The organism is Pantoea sp. XAF26B01_ASV70 (assembly GCF_054512635.1).
The window spans coordinates 791390-812152 of record NZ_CM137251.1; the positions used below are offsets into that span (position 1 = coordinate 791390).

Sequence of the window (20763 nt, forward strand, 5' to 3'; positions counted from 1 at the left end):
CTTCAGCCCTCATTCCGACGTTGTTAAACCGCGAATAACAACAGGTTCGGCATTCAGTCAAGCAGGCAGGAAACAGATTGTCTATATGCTTATGCCCTTACAGAATGGTTTCGGTAGACTGGCCGATTAGCCAGATAGTCGCGAGCATTAGCACGACATCGGTTGCGACGATGTGGAGCCAAACCTAGTTAAGGTGGGGGGCTTGTTAGCACCTCAACGAACGTATGCGCCGTGCTGGTTGCGACATTGATAAATGCCATGGCACAGACCAGCAAACCCGTGAAGTCAATAAAGTCCTGCGCGTAACCTTTGATCTGACCCATCAACTCATTACCGCCGCTGGATTCCGGCGCTTCAACGGATGGAAGAGCGGCCAGCGCCGGTTTTTATGTCAGCCAGGCCACAATCAATTCGGAACCCAGACGATCAACTGACGTTCCTTGAAGCGAGACAAGCAAACAAACATTGATGTTGATGGAACATTCCCCTTTGACGGGTAAAGTTACTTCGAAAAAGCCTGCGTTAACTGTCGAACATTCAAATGCAGGCGATCAGTAAAGCCACAGAACGGATATCAAATCGGGCAAGCGCGGCATCCCTGACTTTTGTATTTGGCCAGCCATGCCAGACATCCATCGCCGCCCATGCTGCCTAGATAAGCAGCACGCACAGTAGTAGCCCAACGGACAATATATACAGAACGCTAATATCAATGTTGCCAGATGCCGTTTTAAAAGCGTTAATCTTCACGACGGTCATCGCCATAGCGGACGGCCTCGAGTGTAATCGCCGCTGACTTTGCCGTATCTGGCGGCTGCGCACGCGAAGGCTGCGTATAACGGTAAATCCCAGCACGCAAAATGTTGAGTTCTTTGTTGGCTTTCTAGTAGCCGAACAGATAATTTTGGCGATTATTGGGGATCGGACTCCGCGGAGACGTTACGGGCGCGGTAGAGCTGTACTTGCTCTAGTAGACATTAGGTAGTGGCGAGTTCATCGAGTTCTGCAGCTTAACCCATGAAGAGGAAGAAGAATGAAAACAATAATGAGGCTAATGATTGACAGATGGTCGTAGCGTTCATATGGCTTCTCCTAAGGTGAGAGAAGTCATATGAGCAGCACTAGGGATTAAGCTTTTTAGTTATAGAAATTTAATTCCATCCTTCACTTTGCGTATTCTTGCGATAGTCATAAGTAAATCTTTCACCATAAGCGGAAGTGAATTGAATCTTAAAATTGAAACGTTCGTTTTGTAATAACTGTTCTTTTAAAGATAATATTGTCTGGCTCAAGCCGCATAGCCCTTTAGCATTATCGTTAGCCTCAATGAAAAAGGTTTCCTTATCTTTTATTAGGAAGTCGTTTTGTCTTGGGGTTGCATATAAAAAACAACCAGCATCAAGGCCAAGCATGTTTATGGCAGAATAGAAATCACCGAAATGTGAGTGATTAACAGGTTTTCCATCAATGGTTACCAGAGTTTTATGAACAACTGCGTTACCCAGCCCCCCGTTGTAAAAATAAATTCCGTTTCTTTTTGATTCACTCCTTCCATCAATAGAGTAATACGCAGTAATTTTCGGCCTCAACGATGTTTTATAAAAGTCTCGCTGAAGCCAAAGCTGAGAGCATGTAGCTAAAAATGCAAAGGTAGCGATTATTGTAGCTGCATTTCTTTTGAAAAAACTAAGCATGCTTAGAAATCCTTAATTGTGGTTATCGGTTGTGTAAGTGGGGTCAAGGAATTTGGCCGTTACATCAATCATGGTAGAAGAATGAAAACTCCTGAATGCCATATAAGCTATAATTGAAAACATCATAGGTATGGCTATATTGAAAATGGCCTCCATGAGGAATTCTATAATTCCTCCACTTTTAATTACTGAGGGGAAGGAGGGTTCGTATATAGTGAGAAAATAATTATAAGATACATCGCTGAATATTTTTGTAAACCAATACATCACGGGTATGACTATTAAAAACCCTACCTGGTTTACTCTTCTTCTCCATCCCTTCCTCCATCCTTTAGCGACATTAACATGGATTTCACCGTTGTCATCCGATAACTTATATGCGTGAATATATCTTTGAACAGACAGATAATTTAAAACTGCTTTTTGAGGTAGAGGGTGGCTTACTAATAATTCAATGTCAGAGCAGTCCGTGCCTTTGACTCCATAAATTACTGAGAAGAGATACTCAATAACTAGTTTGTTGTTGCAATTATTCGAGACTTCCTTACTCAACTCTAAAATTAAAGAGCTTTTGTCTTTGTTAGTATTATGTCTATAAACTAAAAAACTAACGATCCATGTGAGAGTTGAAATTAAGATAGTGGTCATTTTACCAATTGCCATTCATGAGTATTGCTTGATGATTTCATAGCTTACTTTATTTTCTGCCTTACAGCCATAGCGTCTTGCATGCTGACGACAACGCCATTTCTGTCATTAGCGCTGCAGGCAGAAAAAGCAGATTTGGGTACATCGCCGACGGTCACGACAGATACACCACACAAGAAACATAGAACGCGGGTTTAACGAAGCGTATGACATGGTGATAAAGAAAGCTGGATTCATAAGCCGCACCATAGCGCCGATTAAAGCCATCAACCACCGCGACTAGCACCACCACTAAAAACAGCGGTATTAATAGCAAAAGAATCGTCACAGGAATCAGCGTCACCACAACATAGTAAATCGTAACTAACAGATATTCTTGAAGTGCCGATGCCAGCAAGCGGCTATCTGTACTCAAACTAGAAAAAACTGCATGGCCGCCGCTTTCCATCACCTGATTTGCTAGGCGATCCATCCCTACAAGCCGCTATCGACAAGATAGATAGCTACATGGCGCTTATCTGCGAGAACGGCGGAAAGTAAGGCTGGGCAGCGCTGGCGATCTGCTTCGCACACGGACAGTGCAAGGCGACCATCTGAGTCATGCGTGATAGCTGCTGCATTGCCCATATTCATGACAGTATGTTGGGCATCAGGTACTTATAAGTGGCATCAACTTCGCGCTGGAATTTGAGCTCTTTTTCGGTGCGCTCGTACTGCTATTTTACCCTGCGTTCGGCGTAGTAGCTGCGTTCGGTGTTGTTGAGGGCTTCGATGCCTAGTGCACTCACTAGGTTCAAATCAGGAGAAAAATATCCTCAAGACCCACCCATTAACTTTTTAAAACTCTATATTTCTTTTTTCGTAAGAGAGGATTCAGAAAAATCAACACACCTAATAATGTCATATGAAGATTTAAGGTTATTGATAAGAAAGCTACTAGCCTCACCTGTTGAGGCACAAGCGCTAGATTGAATCGTTAGTTTTAATAATGATGATGCTAATATAGATTCAATAATGAAAACCTCACTTATTAGTATTGATAGCATGATAATGATTATTATCGAAGCCTGGCTGGCCTATATATTGATTATTAGATTTTTAAGAGTTAATTTAGTTGAACGAAATACCAGCAAAGAGGATGATAAGCCTTACTGGTAATTTCTTTTCAATCAGAAGAAAGAACAATCAATTCAGCCATTGTTGTCTTCTTGATGAATGTCTTTGTACTACCAAGTAACCTTAACATTTCATCACTTATGGTTTCTTTTTTGATGCCGGGCTGAACAATTGTAACTTTAAATTTAAGCGGCTTTGTTCTAGACAGTTCTCTAATGTATTGTATTTTTGGCATGTCACCAACTAAGAAACGAGAGTAACCATATCGGCGCCATTTTTCCTCTCTCTTTTTTATATGCTTAAAGAGGAAGTTCATGCCTGTATGTTTCCACCTGATACTTCTCTGTGCTTGACCACAAACTTCGTAAAGATCCTGGAGACGAGCTCCGGGCTTTTCCGTAGCGGAAAATTTGCAGTGATAAAGACTAAGCAATATATGGTCATCGTATTCTTTAATACATACTAAGTCTGCTGCCTCTCCACTTTCATCATCATTGATAATAATGTCGTAAGAATCTTTAATAATAGTGAATGTTTTGTGTTGCACTGTGTTTTTATTTCTTTCTTTACCCATGGATTCCTTGGTTAGATTGCTACCCCAATTATAAGAGATTAAATCACTGGAATCAAAAAAGTTAATTTCGTTTGAAACTTTGACTAAATAACAGTTATAGGTAAAAGAACCATCTATATAGTGAATTACTATAGGGTCTTGGTACATTAACTCTCTGAAATATAACTCTCTGTTAGAACCAATAGTGAATTTTATTTCTTCTCCTGATAAAAGTTCATAGTCATATCCCCCGGTATGTTCTTCACTTATGTCTATCTTGTAGATAGTATGATTTTTAGGTGAAATTATATGAGTGTTAATATAACCATTTTCCTTGCTAACTTTTAGATCAATATCATATAAATTGAAATCATCTTTGCCAAAGGATAATGTTACATTTTCTTCAAATCTTGTTTGTAAATACTCCCCCACTGAATTGAAACAGGATTTTCTTCATATGTGGACTTTATCTTCACAGGTCGTAAAAATTCTCTAGTGATATTATGTTCATCAAGATCTTCCTCATTAATCTTACTCCATGTTGAATCAACCCATTCTTTCCATTCTAATATACTTCCAGCTTTTGGTGACCAAATTTTACCTTTTCTCTGTGAGCATCCCCATAATATCTTATTGCCATCTTCATATCCCATGATGGCAATATTACTTAGAGTCGCACTCTTTTTTTCAATATCAGTTAATCCATCAGATACATTTGGACCAAAAAATTGGGTAAAGCTAATTGCACCGGTAGTTGAGGAGCCAAGATTTAAAACTAAAGGATATTGTACGTTATTGAGAACCTGAAAAACCCGAGTTCCAGAAACTTGCTCAGAAGTAGAGTTGGTTAAATTTTCTATTAATTTCTCAATCCTAAAGAAAAGATAATCGTTTGAGTATACCGAAAGATTACCAGAATCTTCATTATAGTAAATTATTAGTATGAGATGATTTATATCATTAACATCTTTAAAGTTACCCCATCTAATTGGTGATGTTCTAACACCTAAAACCATTAAAATACGTCTGTCTTCAGATATTGAGTGCCATGATTGCTCTAGTTTTGGTAATATATTAAGAACTAGTTCAGGATTCCACTCTTTGCAATTGGCCTTGAATAGCATTACTGAAAATGATGGTCTTAAGTTCCAAAGTGAAATCTGTTTGTATAAATCACCTTTAGACTTAAGTGATTCTACAAGTTCTTGTAGTCTGATTTCTTTACTTATAGTTTCCTCAGAAAGCCTTTTTAGAATTTGATCCCAGTTCGAATCTTGGGAGTATAAATTTTGCAACTCCTTTTCAACGTTCGGATCTGCGATATTTACAATAACAGATGCATCACCAATCTTAAATTTATGACTTATTCGAGTGAAGCGGCCAATAAACTGAAGTGTTATAGCCAAGCTTTTATGATGATCATGTATTGCTGCAATTTTAAGATTCGGAAGATCAAATCCCTCACCAAGCATGTCTACGCAAATTGCTATTTTAGCTTTTCTCTCGATTAATCTTTCCAACCTATCTCTAATATCCCTTTGTGATAGCCCAGAATGAATGATTACCGGATTTAAATCTCGGGCAACATCCCTATAGGTATTAAATATTTCTTCAGCACGAAGTTGCGTGCTTACTCTTGCCATCAGTAGATGATCGTAACCGTCATCCAAATCTTTTCTTAAAATAGCTATTGCTTTACTTGCAATGCTAGCGTCTTTATCTGCCTCAATGTATTCTTCAACTGTAGATAAGGAGATTTTCTTAAAATAACCATCTTTCTGAGCTGATCCCAATGTATAATTATAAATTATTTTTCCGCCCAAGTTTTTACCATCATTCCTAAACGGAGTGGCTGTAAATTGAACGACAGGCTTCTCAAGAAAATTCTGTCTAACATTATCCCAACTATGTGCACTTATATGATGGGCTTCATCTACAAAAAGAGCATTGCAACCATCAAACAGAATCTTTGCTTCGGATTGGTTACTTGCGTTCAAAATGTTGGGGGTGGCAATGATTACATTTGAATTTATAATTATCTCTTTTGCCTCTCGCTGTTTAATACCAGCAGTTATTATTGCAACTTTTGGATACGGGGACAAAGTAGGCGTTATACCAAACTCAGGAAGACATCCTAGAGTTATGAACTTATTCGAAAGTTGCTTTCTTAAAGCATTTGAAGGAACCAATATTAATAATTTATCTAACTTATGATAGAAAAAAAGAGATAGCATTGTCTCAGTCTTTCCTGTACCTGTAGGTAAGACTACTGTGGCTGGAGAAAAAGGTTTCTCACCATACAGATATGCGCTAACTGCATGTAAAGCCCCTATCTGAGGTTTTCTCAATCCTTTAACATCCGATGTTTTATCTTCATTCTTGAAGATGAACTTGTTAGTCCAATCACTTAGATTGCTGCTATCCTTATGAATCAATGGAAAGTCAATCCATGAGAGCTCAGTTTCTTCATCAATTTCTGACATGTCAGATTTATTAATGTGAAGCAAGAAACAGTCGCTTAACTCATCAGGTTTTTTCTTTTTAGTGGTAATGTATATATAATCAAGAGGGTGTTCTAAGTTTGTAAAGTATTTGAAAATATCATCTTGCTTAGATGTGAATTTTACGTTGATGGTAATGCTGGGGAGTAAAATTCTAACAATTGAATTGCCGCCCACTTTTTTGTTTACATCTTTGATAAGTGGAAGTGTTATCTTTATCTCATTTTCCATATATCACTCCGTTAAAATGATGGTTTCCACCATGAGATGTTTTTCTTGAAATTAATGTTGAAGTATAAAACAATATACATCTGTTCGAGTTATTAGCAAATTTAAATGAAAAAAATGCCATGATGTTTACATCATGGCATTAAGTTCTGCTTTAGAGTGAATTTTCAACATAATTATTAGAATTGTTTTTTCTGGTAGGTGGATTTGTCTCACTCAGTTCAACCTTGTGAACCATTGCCCTACCAATCTGGATCTAATGGAACTTAATCAATCTGGCTTTCAAGCGAAATCGCTGTTCGCCTGCATGGTCACCTTGGTTAAGGGTGAAAATGTCAGATATCAGATTGCTGAGAGTAAACCTAAGTAGCGCTTTCTAGTCCTCGTCTACTGCTTTCTGGCAGCGGCTTATAAGGTCTTTTGCTTCTTCACCGGCGACTGTTGCATCAAAGCGCACATAGGTAGGGGAGTCAGTGGGGCCGCACAGCGCATTTATCAAAACGCTTAAGAAGCTTCCAGTACGGGTTTTAATTCTGCGAATGTTGCTCTGATAATCCAAGTTCTTCATTTTGAAAATGAAGTATTCATTTTTGGTAGTAGTGGTGCTGGCGTTGTTAGTAGTGGTCTCAGTAATAATGTTTACTCCAGAAGTGGGATATAGTGACGGAGAAATATTCATCCCTGATGGATAAATGTTTTCAGTCAGGAAGCGCGGATAGCTTTGCCGCGCTGGCGGGTCAGTACAAAGAACCTCATCACACAGATGATATCCGCATTAAGAGGTTGAGCGGATCGACCATTGCAGAAGCAGCACTTCTCTCAGATAATGAAGTTTTACACGGCAACCGCGTAAGCGTCTCTCTCAGGCTGCTGAAACATTGGTTGGTTGTTGAGACGACAACAATAATGCCGTTCCAATATCCTGCCGCTAAAAACGGATTTCAGCGATAAAGTAGTTTTGCGGAGATGAAAATAAAAAAAGCGCCAGCAATTGCTAGAGCTCAGGGTCCGCACGCAGACCGATGGTTTATTCGTTACTCCGTGAGCTGAATACCCGGCGCGGTTTCACGGAGGGCGTGCGCCATACAAACCAAATCGGATGTGCGGTGATTTGCCTGACGGACTGATGATTTGCTGTACCATACAAGACATCCAACCATCCTGCAGTCATGAGGTGCTACATCGAAGGCGGTCTTATTAGCATCACTACGGACATAAAATACTTTGCTAAAGCGCTTGGAATTTATTCAGAAGCTTCACTATTGTCCGTCAGTTCTTTTAGATTTGATGATAAGTCGGAGAGCATTTTTCCGTTATCACATCAAGTACAACGTCGCCCAGCTTCTTGATCGCTTCGTTGATAATCACAGTCTTTTCCTCCAGATGTGCTTGCATCACATCGAAGGAACGATAGTTCTGTCCGACTCCATATACCTTGCGTACAATATGGCCGCCATTGCTGAGCATTTCATCGCGCTCTTTGCCGCTTATCAGGCCATAATGAAATGCCTAAAACACTTTCATCGCGAGCTGATCGTAACCAACAGCCAGACGCTGCGATAACCCATCGTGCGGCTGAAGACGCCAATATTGAGCGGCGACACCGACGGCACATCCTTCAGTGAAATCCTTACGGGGATAGATTTAAGTGATGCCTCCAGCTCATAGATCAACTTCTGGATCTCCGTAGTCCCAAATCTAGCGCGTTTTCAAGTTATGAAAGCACCATATCTGCATAAGGGTTATCACTCTCAGCCTCACGACTCATCAAACCGGTGCGCTGAACAATACGCGGCATGCGGAGTACTTGTGATCTGCTAAGTCCGCGAAGGTCATCAGATGCCGACGATGTCAGCTACAGATTTGGCAGCTCGCGCAGTCGGTTGAGGTTGTGCCGATTGGGCAGTTGCAGGTTGAAATTCAGGAATGTGGCTGAATTGGCCAGCTCTCATTTTCTGGCATCGCTGAGATCCACGGTCTGCATCAGCAGCTCATACATACCAAATGTCGCTTCATAGGTTAGTTGATAGGTAATGCTAGCGTTAGCTTGGCCGAAGTCGCCATCGATTAAAAACGTCTTTGAATCAGCATCAGTAAGAAACCCACAGAGGTTCGCGGCTTGCGTAGATTTGCCTTCTGCAACTGTGGTGGAAATTACGGGAAGTATTTTCTGCATGCAAATCTGAAGTCATGTTCGGTTGAACACCTGATTGTTTCGTCAATGCCAGTTTGATGCATTAAATACGGTAAAAAACATACCTAAACTTTGTACATGGGGGTTGAAAATCCGCGTGTCCGTGGTGCGATTCACTCGCCACATCCCTGTGGCTCGCCCTCTGGGTCGCGCGAAGCGGCGCGATGCAAAAATGCTCCCGGCATTTTTGTCCGGGTTCGGGCACCATCTTTAAAGAACCCGCTTCTGGCGGGTTTTTGCTTTTTTAAGGCCATCCGATTCGCCATCTCCCCGAACATTCCGAATTTCGCCTCTCCCGCGCCCATTCCACTTCTCAACCCTGTAGCAACACAAACAGATTTCATGGCGAAACCAATTGCCAGGTTTGCCTCTGTGCTGCATTGCCAGACTGGCACCGCCTGATATCCTGTCCAGCCTGCAATTGACCGCGGCTAATCGTGTTTTATAAGCCACCCTTTACAGAATCAGCCTGACAGGCACAATACCCCTTTTTCCTCCTCTCACACGGTTATGTCAGAAGAAGCGCTGCGTCTGCAGATACAGAACCTCAAAAAGCACAATGCGCGTCTGAAGCGTATAGCGCATGACGCCCGCACAAAACTCAATGCGGCGCTGGATGGTACCGGGTTGTTCCTGTGGCAGCTGGATATTCCCAGCGGCAAACTGGTGATCTTCAACCGGCGCTGGGGGGCGATGCTGGGCTTCCAGCCCAAAGAGACCGACGCCAACTTTGAATCCTGGAAAGAGAGCCTGCATCCCGATGATGCCGCCGACGTTCTACAGGCATTCAACGACCACATCGCCGGGAAAGCGCCTTATTACGAGGCTCTGCACCGCATGATCGCCAAAAATGGCAGCATTACGTGGGTGCTGGATCGGGGCCGGGTCAGCGAATGGAATGCGCACGGAGAGCCGGTTAAAGTGATCGGTACTCACATCGATATGACCAAAGAGAAGCAATATGAGGAGCAGCTCGCCCTGCTGGCGCTGCACGATCCCCTTACGCTGCTCAACAATCGTCATGCTCTGCAGAATTATTTCTGTGAAATGAAAGCTCAGGGACCGCTCTGCGTGGTCTCTATTGACCTGGATAACTTCAAACACGTCAACGACACCCTGGGGCACCGCAGCGGAGATGAAGTCCTCATCCAGTTAAGTCGGCGGTTTACGGAACTCTCTCCGGCAGAAGTGATCATTGGCCGACTGGGCGGCGACGAGTTTGTATTGTTAATACCCTGGGCGCTGAACCATCCGCGGGTAAAGAAACTGGCGCACGCCTGTCTTGACGCGGTAATGACACCTTTTGATATGGCAAACGGGCATGCCCTCATTGGGGCGTCTGTCGGTGTGTCTCAGGCGCAGGACAAAGATGACTTTGATACTGCACTGCAGCGTGCTGATGAAGCGATGTACCGCATCAAGAAAAATGGCAAGCGCGGTGTCGCTTTTGATTCCACTTTTCCCGACTCCCTCTGACTCTGCTGAACAGGGCATATGTTTTGCCTGCCATTAACGCACAATCTCCCCCTCATGGCTTTGCGCCATCTCATTCATAACGTTGAATTCCCCTTTTCGCAGGCATGCAAAATTTATGCGTATCCCCGCAGAAAATGCTTTTTAGTACTATTCCGAAAACCTGTTTTTTGCCCTCAGGAAGCAGAAATTCATCCGCTTCGCTTAGATTCAAATTTCATCGCTAAATCTGACCTCTCTTTTTAATAAAAATTTTCATTAAATCAGCAGAATTGATCGTTTATTGATCGATTCCGGCTATTTTTAACTGGTGCCATCAATGCTTCACGCTTCGCTTATTTTTGACGTAAAAGCAGGGTTTTAAATTTCTATTTAGCGCTTCGCTTGGGGAAATTGATCGTTTATTGATCATCTTCACTACCTGATGTTGATTAATCTATCTATTTACCGCTTCGCTTATATTTTTTTCAATTGGACTTTTTTTGAAAAAGATCGATTAATAGGGCGCGGCGATTTTCGTTATAAAGATTTTTCATGCCGCGGCTCTTTTATGAATTGAAAAGAGCGATGGTTGGAATCCGTTATCATTTCGGTTGAGGGTAGTAAGGCCAATAAACCAGAACTGTGACGGGTTTTTTATTTCTCTGACTTGATCGGTCCGATTTTCTGTCTACATTTATGTTGCTGAATCGGCCTGATGAAGCGTTAACTGTGCAAATTCCAATTTTTAAAATTCAAAGAGGACGCATATGACACAATATCGCGGTGGGGCCGGGAATTTTGCGGCCGACAAAGAGCGTGCTGCTGAAGCAGGGCGCAAAGGAGGCCAGAAAAGCGGCGGCAACTTCAAGAACGATCCTGAACGTGCCATTGAAGCGGGGCGCAAGGGAGGTAAGGTTAGCCGCCGGAGCTGAACGTCTTTAACACTGCTGTGACGGCAGGGTTACTCTGTTAGCCGGGCATTTTGAATCTGTTTAGTTCCTCGTGAAGATAATTACACCCTGAATTATGTCATTGCTCCATCATTGGCAATGGCGGGAGCTGTTAATTGAACCGGAAGGGTTTACCCTTCCGGTTTTTTATTTCCGATCGATTAAAGCTATACGGTTAAATACAACTTTGTACAGGTAAGTTTTTGACTGGTACTTTTTTATGCAGTTAATCTTAAAAAATGTATACAACGATTTATTACTTTGTACAAAATCCAGCGCAGCTAACGAAGCGGCAACGATAAAAACATTATTCAGCTAAATCTTTGCTGTAAAAAGGAAAATGCATTTTATATGCCACTTTTGTCTTAAATTCATACTGATGCTGCGTGCGATATTAAGAATCTCCACTAGACTTTTCAGGTGTCAACGATATGACTGGCGCTGCGTTATTACAGACGCAGCTTTTTAATCAATGAGGCTATCTTATGACAGTGAAAACGTTAAACGATCTGTTCATCCATGACTTATCCGATGTATACAGCGCTGAGAAGCAGATAACCCGTGCATTGCCTAAAATGGCGCGTGCAGCCAGTGACGAAAATCTTATCGCTGCGTTTAATCAGCATCTGGAAGAGACCCGTGCTCAGATTGAACGACTCGACGAACTGGTGGAAGTAACACCTGAAGTCAAAATCAAACGAATGAAATGCCATGCGCTGGAAGGTCTGGTTGAAGAAGCGCAGGAAATTATCGACTCGGTCGAGAAAGGCGAGATTCGCGATCAGGGGCTGATCGGTGCGGCGCAGAAAGTTGAGCACTATGAGATTGCCACCTACGGTACGCTGCATGCGCTGGCGCTGAAGCTGGGTTACACCAAAGCCGCGCAGCTGCTGGAAGAAACCCTGAATGAAGAGAAGCAAACGGATGAGAAGCTCACCTCGGTAGCTGAGTCTATTACCGTCTCTTAAGGAGCAACACATGACTGCGATTGAACATTATCACGACTGGCTGCGCGATGCGCATGCGATGGAAAAACAAGCAGAAAGCATGCTGAGCAAGATGTCAGGTCGTCTTGAACACTATCCGGCGCTGGAACAGCGTCTGGCGCAACATCTGGATGAAACTAAACATCAGCTGACTCTGCTGGAACAGCTGCTCGACAGCCACGGTATCGATCACTCTGTAATGAAAGATGCGATGGGCAAAATGGCAGCCACCGGCCAGGCCGTGGGCGGCATGTTTAACTCAGATGAAGTGGTGAAGGGCGCCATCAGTGGCTATGTATTCGAGAATGCCGAGATCGCCAGCTACACCAGCCTGATCGCCGCGGCTGAGCAGGTCGGTGATGCGCAGGGCGTGCGCATACTGAATGAGATCCGCGATCAGGAAGTGGCGATGGCGGAGTGGCTGCTGCAGCACCTGCCTGAAGTGACACAGCAGTTCCTGCAACGGGCGTCACAACCAGGCACTGAAGCGAAGAAGTAGCGCTTAATAGCCTGCATGAAACATGAAAAAGCCGGGATAGCCCGGCTTTTTGCGTTTTAAAGGTTTACAGGCTGCGAAACTCAGTCAGCCATTAAATGCCCATACATCGTCATCAGCTTACGTGTAACGCCGTTAGTCCAGCCGAATCCATCCTGTAACGGATACTCACCACCGCCACCAGGACGGGCACGCTCGCCGCTGATGTCATACTTCTCTACCAGCTTATGGTGCAACTGATAGAAGTTGTTGACCGTGTTGAGCCAGTTCACTGCCACTTCAGTCGCCAGCGTCTCTTCACCGTAATTATTCAGGCCAACAACCGCCATCCACTGCATCGGTGCCCAGCCGTTGGGTCGATCCCACTGCTCACCGCTTTCCACCATTGAGGTCAGCAGGCCGCCGTTGCTCAATAGCAGATGGCGTAGCGAGATCGATTGCAGGTGCGCCTGGTGCGGCGTTGCAAGACCGACAAACAGCGGAACCACGGAGGCGACGGTAAAGGCACCGAAACGCTCCCGACGCCAGTCGTAGTCACGGAACACACCGGCGGTGCTGTCCCAGAGATAACGGGTAATCGCACGCTTGCGCGCTTCCGCTTTTTTCTGCCAGGCCAGCGCGGTCAGCTCTTCCCCTTTCGCGTGCGACAGGGTGGCGATCATCAGCTCCAGCTTGTACAGGAACGAGTTCAGATCGATAGGAATAAACTGCGTGGTACGGATGCTCGACAGCCGTTTCGGGTTACGCAGCCAGCGCGAGGAGTAATCCCAGCCCGATTCCGCTCCGGCACGCAGGTCACGATACACTTCGCTGGCAGGACGTTTCGATTCGCGTGCGGTTTCCACATCTTCAATCCACGACTCATCACGCGGCGTATCGCGGTCATCCCAGTAGCGGTTCAGCAGTGAGCCGTTTGGCATCCGCACCACGTGACGATAAGCCTGGTTCGGCATCAGTGAACCGGCACCGTCCATCCAGAACTGGTATTCCTTCATCAGCTGTTCCTGATAGCGCTTAGCACCGCGCACGCCATCTTCTTCGAACAGCTCAACCATCAGGGCAAACACCGGTGGCTGCGAGCGGCTGAGGTAATAGGTACGGTTGCCGTTTGGCACATGACCGTAGTTATCGATCAACCAGGCAAAGTTATCCGCCATGTGACGCAGCAGATCGTCACGGCCCGATTCTGCCAGGCCGAGCATGGTGAAGTAAGAATCCCAGTAGTAGGTTTCGCCAAAACGTCCGCCCGGCACCACATAGGGTTTGGGTAATGGCAGCAGCGATGAGTGCGGCATATGCTGCTGCGGCATTTTGGTCAGAACCGGCCACAGGTCGTCGATATGCTCATTGAGCGTTTTATCCGGGTTGGAGACATAAAAGCTTTCGTTTACGCCAGGCAGATAAAAGTGATCGGCGACAAAACGCGACAGGTCGAAATCATTGCTGCGTTTCTGTCGACGATAGCGCATCAGCACATCCAGCGGATCGTACTTGGGCGAACAGTCGGGGAAGGTTTTGCTGTCCTCGAAAATCCGCGACATCTGAACATGTTCAAACAGTTCCAGATAACGATCGGCAGGGGTCAGCGCATCCGGCGCCGGCAAGCCTTCAATCAGCTCCGGCTCCGGTTCAGAATCCTGCATGCGATCCAGCTTCAGTTCATGGGGATCGTATTGATACTCAACTTCCGCCCCGGCACGAACCTCTTCAAGTGCATTTTGTTGCTGGCGATGGGTATTAATAACGGCCTCCTGAGCGGTCGTGGTTGCACAAAGGACAAATTATAGACCTCTCATCCCCCGGAACAACAATGCAGAATATCTATGAACGTAATAAATATTGTCGATTAATCGAGGTTTTTGGATAAATTCCAGATAATTCAACCAAATATAGTGATGTTCACAAAAAACGCATTTCAGATGAATCTCTTAGCGACCTGAATAAAAAAATTTAACCTGAAGAAAACTGGCATTTATTCACATTTTGTAAAAGAAACCGCAGCCGCAAAGAGTGCAGAAAGTGGCATACCTAACGGGAATTCGGCAGGAGAGTGAGGTGAGCGGACCCGATTGCCCGCTCATGAACGACAGAATTAACGGTTCGCCAGCGCCGCGCGAATGACAGCCTGCCAGGTGGTGGTAGGGCGACCAATGAGCTGGCTCAGCTGACGGGAGTCATCGAACAAACCGCCTTTCTCTGCACCGGCATCGGAATCTGCCAGCATTTCCGCCAGACCTTCTGGCAGGCCTGCATTTTTCAGCGCCGCCGCAAACTCACTCTGAGAGAGATTGACGTAATCGACCTTCTCACCGCTCTGCGCGGCAATCTCCGCAGCAAACTGCGTCAGCGTGTAGCTGTCATCACCTGCCAGTTCATACACTTTGCCCGCCTGATCCTCACGGGTCATCACTTCTGCCGCCGCTTCAGCGTAATCCTGACGCGCTGCCGAGGCGATACGACCTTCGCCTGCTGCGCCAATAAACGCATGATGTGCCAGCGCCGGTGGGATGCTGGCTGCGTAGTTCTCGCTGTACCAGCCGTTACGCAGCAGGGCGAACGGGATGCCAGAGGCTTTCAGCAGCGCTTCTGTTGCACGGTGTTCAACGCCCAGGCCCAGCGGCGAGGTATCCGCATGCAACAGGCTGGTATAGGCGATAAAGCCCACGCCCGCCGCCCGAGCAGCCTCGATGACGGCTTTATGCTGCGCTTCACGCTGGCCCACTTCACTACCGGAGATCAGTAGCAGCTTATCCACGCCTGCAAAAGCGGCCTCCAGCGTCTCTGGCTGGCCATAATCGGCCTGGCGGACAATGACGCCCAGCGCTGCGAGATCGGCCGCTTTGGCAGGCGTACGGACGGCGGCAACAATTTCTCCCGCCGGGACTTTTTTCAGTAATGCATCAATCACGAAACGGCCCAGCTGGCCGGTGGCACCTGTAACTGCAATCATGTTAATACTCCTGTGGCTGTTGGTGAAATTCAGACTAGTGTATAAACTAATTTTTAGTAAGTACTTACAGAATTGTTAGTTTGAGATGGGTAAGTTAAATGTCTGAAAAAATGAGTGAAAAATTTATCCGCGGCGAATTGCTCAACGTTAACTGCCCGTCACGTGACGTGCTGAAACGCGTGACCAGCCGCTGGAGCGTATTAATTCTGCTGGCCCTGCAGGACCAGACGCTGCGCTTCAGTGCGTTGCGCCGGACGGTCGGTGGCGTCAGCGAGCGGATGCTGGCGCAGAATCTGCGCTACCTGGAAGAAGATGGCTTCGTGCAGCGTATCGCCTACGATGTGGTGCCACCGCACGTGGAATATCGCTTAACCCCGCTTGGACGCGAAGTCGGTGAACAGGTTGTGGGGCTGGCTGACTGGCTGGAGCTGAACCTGAGCCGGATTCTGGCACAGCGCGAAAAATCTGCGGCAGAGTAAAATCACCCTGTATCAGCCGTCATAACGTGACGGCATGGGTATACTCGCTGCAAATTTCTGACCCCATTTGTCTGTTATCTCACTTCCTGAAAGCGCGATAACGTAACGGCAGCGCAAATAATCCCGGCGCTCTTTTCGCACGGTTGCTGGTTATTAAATCGTTTTATGAATCTCTGGCCCGGAATAATCGACTGCCCGCAGCGCGCTGTTAATTCATACCTTCTTTTTGACTCATTTTATTAACATCTCTGATGGCGCTTAAAAGCGCCGTTCTGCGTTTTTTCTGTCAGAAGTTATAGCTGCATTAGCCAGGCAAAAGCAAAAAAGCAAACAAAGCGGCAGAGGTAACTATTTACTCTTTTAACCTGTTAAAAAATAAAGGTATTTAATTTAGACGCTCTAAAATTTGACCTTTACTCAATCAGGGTTTATAACAAAATAGTGTCTGAAAACAGCCTGTTGAAGGCAATTTTCGGGCAAGGTTCGCTTTAGCGCGATCGATTTTTAAAGTACAAATTACCTTAACATTAACGACACATAAACACGCTCTGATTAACCTTTAGGCCTTATTTTTAAATAAATAATTCCCGTCAAAAACAATGATCAGAATCAATAAAGACTGTTATAGTTTTCATTAACCCCACTGTTTCTATTTCCTCGCCGCGAATAGTTTTAAATTTGCGGCGGGAATTTCAATAAGCGCAGAGAACCAGGCGCATCAGGCTTAAGTTGTTAATTATAAGTAAATACATGGTGTTCTATGTGGCAAAGAGGTAAGCAATGTTCGGATTAGATGCCTTTCATCTGGCCAGGATTCAGTTCGCATTTACTGTTTCCTTCCATATTATCTTTCCCGCCATCACCATCGGTCTCGCCAGTTTTCTGGCCGTGCTCGAAGGTATGTGGCTCAAAACCCGCGATCACACCTATCGCGATCTCTACCACTTCTGGTCGAAAATCTTTGCCGTTAACTTCGGGATGGGTGTGGTATCAGGACTGGTCATGGCTTATCAGTTCGGGACGAACTGGAGCGGCTTCTCGGAGTTTGCTGGCAGTATCACCGGTCCGCTGCTGACCTATGAAGTACTGACGGCGTTCTTCCTGGAAGCGGGCTTCCTGGGCGTGATGCTGTTTGGCTGGAATCGCGTGGGTCCCGGGCTGCACTTCTTTGCCACCTGCATGGTCGCCCTCGGTACGCTGATTTCCACCTTCTGGATCCTGGCCTCTAACAGCTGGATGCATACGCCTCAGGGCTACATCATCCAGAATGGCATCGTGGTTCCGCAGGACTGGTTCAAAATCGTCTTTAACCCCTCATTCCCTTATCGCCTGTTCCATATGTCTGTAGCGGCGTTCCTGGCGAGTGCTTTCTTTGTGGGATCGTCGGCGGCCTGGCATCTGCTGAAGGGGAATAACAATCCCGCAATCCGCAAGATGTTCTCAATGGCGTTGTGGATGGCGCTGATTGTCGCGCCGATTCAGGCGATGATTGGTGATGCTCATGGTCTGAATACGCTGGAACACCAGCCTGCCAAAATCGCGGCGATTGAAGGGCACTGGGAAAACCCACCGGGTGAAGCCACACCGCTGATCCTGTTCGGGATCCCCGACATGGAGCAGGAACGTACCAAGTATGCGCTGGAGGTGCCTTATCTTGGCAGCCTGATTCTGACGCATAGCCTGGACAAGCAGGTCCCGGCGCTGAAGTCCTTCCCGAAAGAGGACCGGCCTAATTCAACGGTCATCTTCTGGTCCTTCCGCGTGATGGTGGCGCTGGGCCTGCTGATGATTACGCTGGGCGTGGTCAGCCTGTGGCTGCGTTTCAAAGGGCGTCTCTATGAGTCGCGTCCTTTCCTGTGGTTTGCGCTGTTGATGGGGCCGTCGGGTCTGATTGCGATTCTGGCAGGCTGGTTTACCACTGAAATCGGTCGTCAGCCGTGGGTGGTCTATGGCGTGCAGCGCACGATTGATGCGGTCTCGGCACATGGGGATATGCACATGAGCATCAGCCTGCTGGCCTTTATTCTGGTCTACAGCTCGGTGTTCGGCGTGGGGTATCACTACATGATGCGTCTGATTAAGCAGGGACCGGTTACCGGCGAAGGCCATATCACCGAAGAGGGTGGTCCTGGTCAGAAGAAAACCCCGGCGCGTCCGCTTTCCGCTGCCACCTTTAAGGATGGAGACCACTAAGATGATCGATTATTCCGTTATCTGGTTTGCGATTATCGTTTTCGCAACCCTGATGTATATCGTGATGGATGGCTTCGACCTGGGTATTGGTCTGCTGTTCCCGTTCAATAAAGATGCTGGCGAGCGCGACATGATGGTTAACACCGTCGCGCCGGTCTGGGACGGAAATGAAACCTGGCTGGTTCTGGGTGGCGCTGGCCTGTTCGGCGCGTTCCCGCTGGCCTATGCGGTGATTGCCGATGCGCTGTCGATTCCGCTGACCGCTATGCTGATTGGCCTGATTTTCCGTGGTGTCGCCTTTGAGTTCCGTTTTAAGGCGGTAGAAGGCCATCGGGCGTTCTGGGACAAGTCATTTATTGCCGGTTCAGTCATCGCCACCTTCAGTCAGGGTGTGGCCGTGGGTGCGTTGCTGGATGGTATTCCGGTTGAGGGACGCCGTTTTGCCGGTTCCGCAATGGACTGGCTGGCACCGTTCCCGCTGTTCTGCGGCCTGGGTCTGGTTGTTGCCTACGCGTTGCTGGGCTGCACCTGGCTTATCATGAAGACCGAGAACGAACTGCACCGTAAAATGTCTGCGCTGGCTACGCCGCTGGTGATTGCGCTGTTAGTGATTATCGGCATCATCAGCCTGTGGACACCGTTTGCGCATGCGGATATCGCGCATCGCTGGTTCAGCAAACCCAACCTGTTCCTGTTCCTGCCGGTTCCGGTATTGGTGCTGCTCTGTTCCTGGGGCATTGTGCGCGCCATTAAGCGCGAGGCGCACTATTCACCGTTCCTGCTGACGCTGGCGCTGATCTTCCTGGGCTTCTCCGGGCTGGGCATCAGTATCTGGCCAAACATTATTCCGCCATCAGTGACCATCTGGGCTGCCGCCTCACCGCCGCAGAGCCAGGCCTTTATGCTGGTGGGTAGCCTGCTGATTATCCCGATGATCCTGGGCTACACCTTCTGGAGCTACTACGTGTTCCGTGGAAAAATCAAAGCAGACGCAGGATATCATTGATATGAAAAGCCTCAGCAGCATGAAAGACCACAATCACAATGAAGAAACGAAAGCGCCATGGTGGAAGCGTGTGATGTGGCTGGTGTTTATCTATGCCGCCAGCGTGCTGGCGCTGGGCGTTGTCGCCTCGCTGTTCCGTATGATGATGACAGCGGCCGGAATGCGCAGTCATTAGTTGTCGCAGGCTCCATCTTACAGCTATCCGGCGCAGTTTTTATCAATAATCAGAAGGCTGACGTAAGTCAGCCTTTTTTAGTTAGTAACCTAAGCAATTAATGCGGAAACGCCCTGAACGGGCGCGCAATGCTTACCCTTTCCTTACACCGATTTGCGATTTTTGTTATCCTTTTGTAACTGAAATCCCAGTCCTAACCCGCGTCGTAAATCGCCATCATGCTCAGTCAGGCCATTAAAAAACAGCACATCAACGATCTGGTCGAGTGGATTGAAGCCAATCTCACCGACGATCTTAATATCGATCAGATTACCCTCAAGTCAGGTTATTCCAAATGGCACATGCAGCGCATGTTTAAGGAGATGACCGGACAGACCCTGGCGGCTTACACCCGTAAACGGCGTCTGACGATGGCCGCTATGGCGCTGCGTCTGACCCGCATGACGCTGATCGATATCGCCGTACGTTTTGGTTTTGATAACCAGCAAAATTTTACCCGGGTATTCAAAGGTCACTTTTCGCTGACGCCTGGCGCGTTTCGCCGTATTCCCCATTTGCCGGTTAAAAACTTCCATGGCCGCATTCTGGTGCGATCGCTGGCAGAGCGTGCAACGCTGGTGGAGCGTGAGGAAGAGCTGCATCTGTGCGGAGAAACGCTGGAGTGGGAGTGTAAGTTTGGCGATTACATTGCCGATCGCGATCACCGGGTGGCTGAACAGGCGCGGCAACTGGTGGCGCTGGCGGGCGGCCGCGTGTCGCAGGGTTGGTTAGGCTTTCAGTATGGCCCCGGCCATAGCTCTGCTGATCAGCAAAATATCAGCCTGTTTCAGGCGCTGGAGCCGCAACATGCCGGGCTGCTGGGTGACAACACCGCCAGCTGGAGCGAGGTTCGTGGACTCTATGCGTCGATCCGCTGGAGCGGCAGCCCGGAGCAGCTGACACGCTTTATCGAGGATATCTACTATCAGCATCTGCCAGCACTGGGTGTGTCACGTCGTCCCGGTAAAGATCTGCTGCGTCTCGATTTTGCGCACTGTAAGCCCGACTGGCTGAGCGGCGTTTTTTCTATTCCGGTGATGCAGGCGTAGCCAGCAGGGCAGGGTGTGTGGCTCCCGACCCTGTTAATGCATAATTCGTGC

The 20763-nt window shown here is 46.9% G+C and carries 21 protein-coding genes and 2 pseudogenes; 10 read left to right on the forward strand and 13 right to left on the reverse strand.

Annotated elements, in window-relative coordinates; all coding sequences use genetic code 11:
* Window positions 1-188: 188 nt before the first annotated feature.
* From ACX8ZY_RS03790 to ACX8ZY_RS03825, 8 genes and pseudogenes are all read right to left on the reverse strand, one after another.
* Window positions 189-323, reverse strand: a complete 135-nt coding sequence (locus ACX8ZY_RS03790) for a DUF2976 domain-containing protein (protein ID WP_421665229.1) — start codon at window positions 321-323, stop codon at window positions 189-191.
* Between the two features lie 214 nt (window positions 324-537).
* Window positions 538-636 (reverse strand): hypothetical protein, encoded by a 99-nt coding sequence (locus ACX8ZY_RS03795; protein WP_421665230.1) that lies wholly within the window; start codon window positions 634-636, stop codon window positions 538-540.
* Between the two features lie 515 nt (window positions 637-1151).
* On the reverse strand, window positions 1152-1694 hold the full coding sequence (locus tag ACX8ZY_RS03800) for a hypothetical protein (protein ID WP_421665231.1): 543 nt from the start codon (window positions 1692-1694) through the stop codon (window positions 1152-1154).
* Window positions 1695-1706: 12 nt separating this feature from the next.
* Window positions 1707-2357: a hypothetical protein gene (locus tag ACX8ZY_RS03805; RefSeq protein ID WP_421665232.1), complete on the reverse strand. Its 651-nt coding sequence runs from the start codon at window positions 2355-2357 to the stop codon at window positions 1707-1709.
* Window positions 2358-2496: 139 nt separating this feature from the next.
* On the reverse strand, window positions 2497-2814 hold the full coding sequence (locus ACX8ZY_RS03810) for a DUF4400 domain-containing protein (protein ID WP_421665233.1): 318 nt from the start codon (window positions 2812-2814) through the stop codon (window positions 2497-2499).
* Window positions 2815-3507: 693 nt separating this feature from the next.
* A complete protein-coding gene (locus ACX8ZY_RS03815; protein ID WP_459260671.1) occupies window positions 3508-4443 on the reverse strand; it encodes a hypothetical protein in 936 nt (311 codons plus the stop codon).
* Window positions 4404-6743: a DEAD/DEAH box helicase gene (locus tag ACX8ZY_RS03820; protein ID WP_459260672.1), complete on the reverse strand. Its 2340-nt coding sequence runs from the start codon at window positions 6741-6743 to the stop codon at window positions 4404-4406. The genes ACX8ZY_RS03815 and ACX8ZY_RS03820 overlap by 40 nt, the downstream gene beginning before the upstream one ends.
* Before the next feature lie 151 nt (window positions 6744-6894).
* Window positions 6895-7308 (reverse strand): annotated as a pseudogene (locus ACX8ZY_RS03825) (DUF3577 domain-containing protein).
* 92 nt (window positions 7309-7400) lie between these two features.
* Here ACX8ZY_RS03825 and ACX8ZY_RS03830 point away from each other — a divergent pair.
* Window positions 7401-7691 (forward strand): hypothetical protein, encoded by a 291-nt coding sequence (locus ACX8ZY_RS03830; protein ID WP_421665235.1) that lies wholly within the window; start codon window positions 7401-7403, stop codon window positions 7689-7691.
* Between the two features lie 327 nt (window positions 7692-8018).
* On the opposite strand, the gene ACX8ZY_RS03835 is transcribed toward ACX8ZY_RS03830, so the two are convergent.
* The 3 genes and pseudogenes from ACX8ZY_RS03835 to ACX8ZY_RS03845 all read right to left on the reverse strand — a co-directional run.
* Window positions 8019-8207, reverse strand: a complete 189-nt coding sequence (locus ACX8ZY_RS03835; protein ID WP_421665236.1) for an AcaB family transcriptional regulator — start codon at window positions 8205-8207, stop codon at window positions 8019-8021.
* A gap of 53 nt (window positions 8208-8260) precedes the next feature.
* Window positions 8261-8413: an AcaB family transcriptional regulator gene (locus ACX8ZY_RS03840; protein ID WP_421665237.1), complete on the reverse strand. Its 153-nt coding sequence runs from the start codon at window positions 8411-8413 to the stop codon at window positions 8261-8263.
* Between the two features lie 287 nt (window positions 8414-8700).
* A pseudogene (locus ACX8ZY_RS03845) lies at window positions 8701-8916 on the reverse strand (ParA family protein); the annotation flags it as partial.
* A 528-nt stretch (window positions 8917-9444) separates the two neighbouring features.
* Here ACX8ZY_RS03845 and ACX8ZY_RS03850 point away from each other — a divergent pair.
* The 4 genes from ACX8ZY_RS03850 (at window position 9445) to ACX8ZY_RS03865 (ending at window position 12824) form a co-directional block, all read left to right on the forward strand.
* Entirely contained in the window at window positions 9445-10410 is a 966-nt protein-coding gene (locus ACX8ZY_RS03850) for a diguanylate cyclase domain-containing protein (protein WP_459260673.1), read from the forward strand.
* A 746-nt stretch (window positions 10411-11156) separates the two neighbouring features.
* Window positions 11157-11321 carry a con-10 family general stress protein gene (locus ACX8ZY_RS03855; protein WP_004571242.1) on the forward strand — a complete coding sequence of 55 codons (165 nt, stop codon included), beginning with the start codon at window positions 11157-11159 and terminating at the stop codon, window positions 11319-11321.
* A gap of 503 nt (window positions 11322-11824) precedes the next feature.
* Complete coding sequence (locus ACX8ZY_RS03860) at window positions 11825-12307, forward strand: YciE/YciF ferroxidase family protein (RefSeq protein WP_033758778.1); 483 nt, start codon at window positions 11825-11827, stop codon at window positions 12305-12307.
* A 10-nt stretch (window positions 12308-12317) separates the two neighbouring features.
* On the forward strand, window positions 12318-12824 hold the full coding sequence (locus tag ACX8ZY_RS03865) for a ferritin-like domain-containing protein (protein WP_033758779.1): 507 nt from the start codon (window positions 12318-12320) through the stop codon (window positions 12822-12824).
* 80 nt (window positions 12825-12904) lie between these two features.
* On the opposite strand, the gene treF is transcribed toward ACX8ZY_RS03865, so the two are convergent.
* Window positions 12905-14563, reverse strand: coding sequence for an alpha,alpha-trehalase TreF (treF, locus tag ACX8ZY_RS03870; protein WP_331843227.1), 1659 nt, complete (start codon window positions 14561-14563; stop codon window positions 12905-12907).
* A 350-nt stretch (window positions 14564-14913) separates the two neighbouring features.
* Window positions 14914-15771, reverse strand: a complete 858-nt coding sequence (locus tag ACX8ZY_RS03875) for an SDR family oxidoreductase (RefSeq protein ID WP_179257215.1) — start codon at window positions 15769-15771, stop codon at window positions 14914-14916.
* Window positions 15772-15869: 98 nt separating this feature from the next.
* Here ACX8ZY_RS03875 and ACX8ZY_RS03880 point away from each other — a divergent pair, with 98 nt between their 5' ends.
* From ACX8ZY_RS03880 to ACX8ZY_RS03900, 5 genes are all read left to right on the forward strand, one after another.
* Window positions 15870-16250 carry a winged helix-turn-helix transcriptional regulator gene (locus tag ACX8ZY_RS03880; RefSeq protein ID WP_010248931.1) on the forward strand — a complete coding sequence of 127 codons (381 nt, stop codon included), beginning with the start codon at window positions 15870-15872 and terminating at the stop codon, window positions 16248-16250.
* A gap of 780 nt (window positions 16251-17030) precedes the next feature.
* On the forward strand, window positions 17031-18443 hold the full coding sequence (locus ACX8ZY_RS03885; protein ID WP_010671087.1) for a cytochrome ubiquinol oxidase subunit I: 1413 nt from the start codon (window positions 17031-17033) through the stop codon (window positions 18441-18443).
* Between the two features lies 1 nt (window position 18444).
* A complete protein-coding gene (gene cydB / locus ACX8ZY_RS03890; RefSeq protein ID WP_421665239.1) occupies window positions 18445-19449 on the forward strand; it encodes a cytochrome d ubiquinol oxidase subunit II in 1005 nt (334 codons plus the stop codon).
* Window position 19450: 1 nt separating this feature from the next.
* Complete coding sequence (locus tag ACX8ZY_RS03895; protein WP_010671086.1) at window positions 19451-19624, forward strand: DUF2474 domain-containing protein; 174 nt, start codon at window positions 19451-19453, stop codon at window positions 19622-19624.
* A gap of 218 nt (window positions 19625-19842) precedes the next feature.
* Entirely contained in the window at window positions 19843-20712 is an 870-nt protein-coding gene (locus ACX8ZY_RS03900) for a helix-turn-helix domain-containing protein (protein ID WP_010248922.1), read from the forward strand.
* Window positions 20713-20763: the final 51 nt, after the last annotated feature.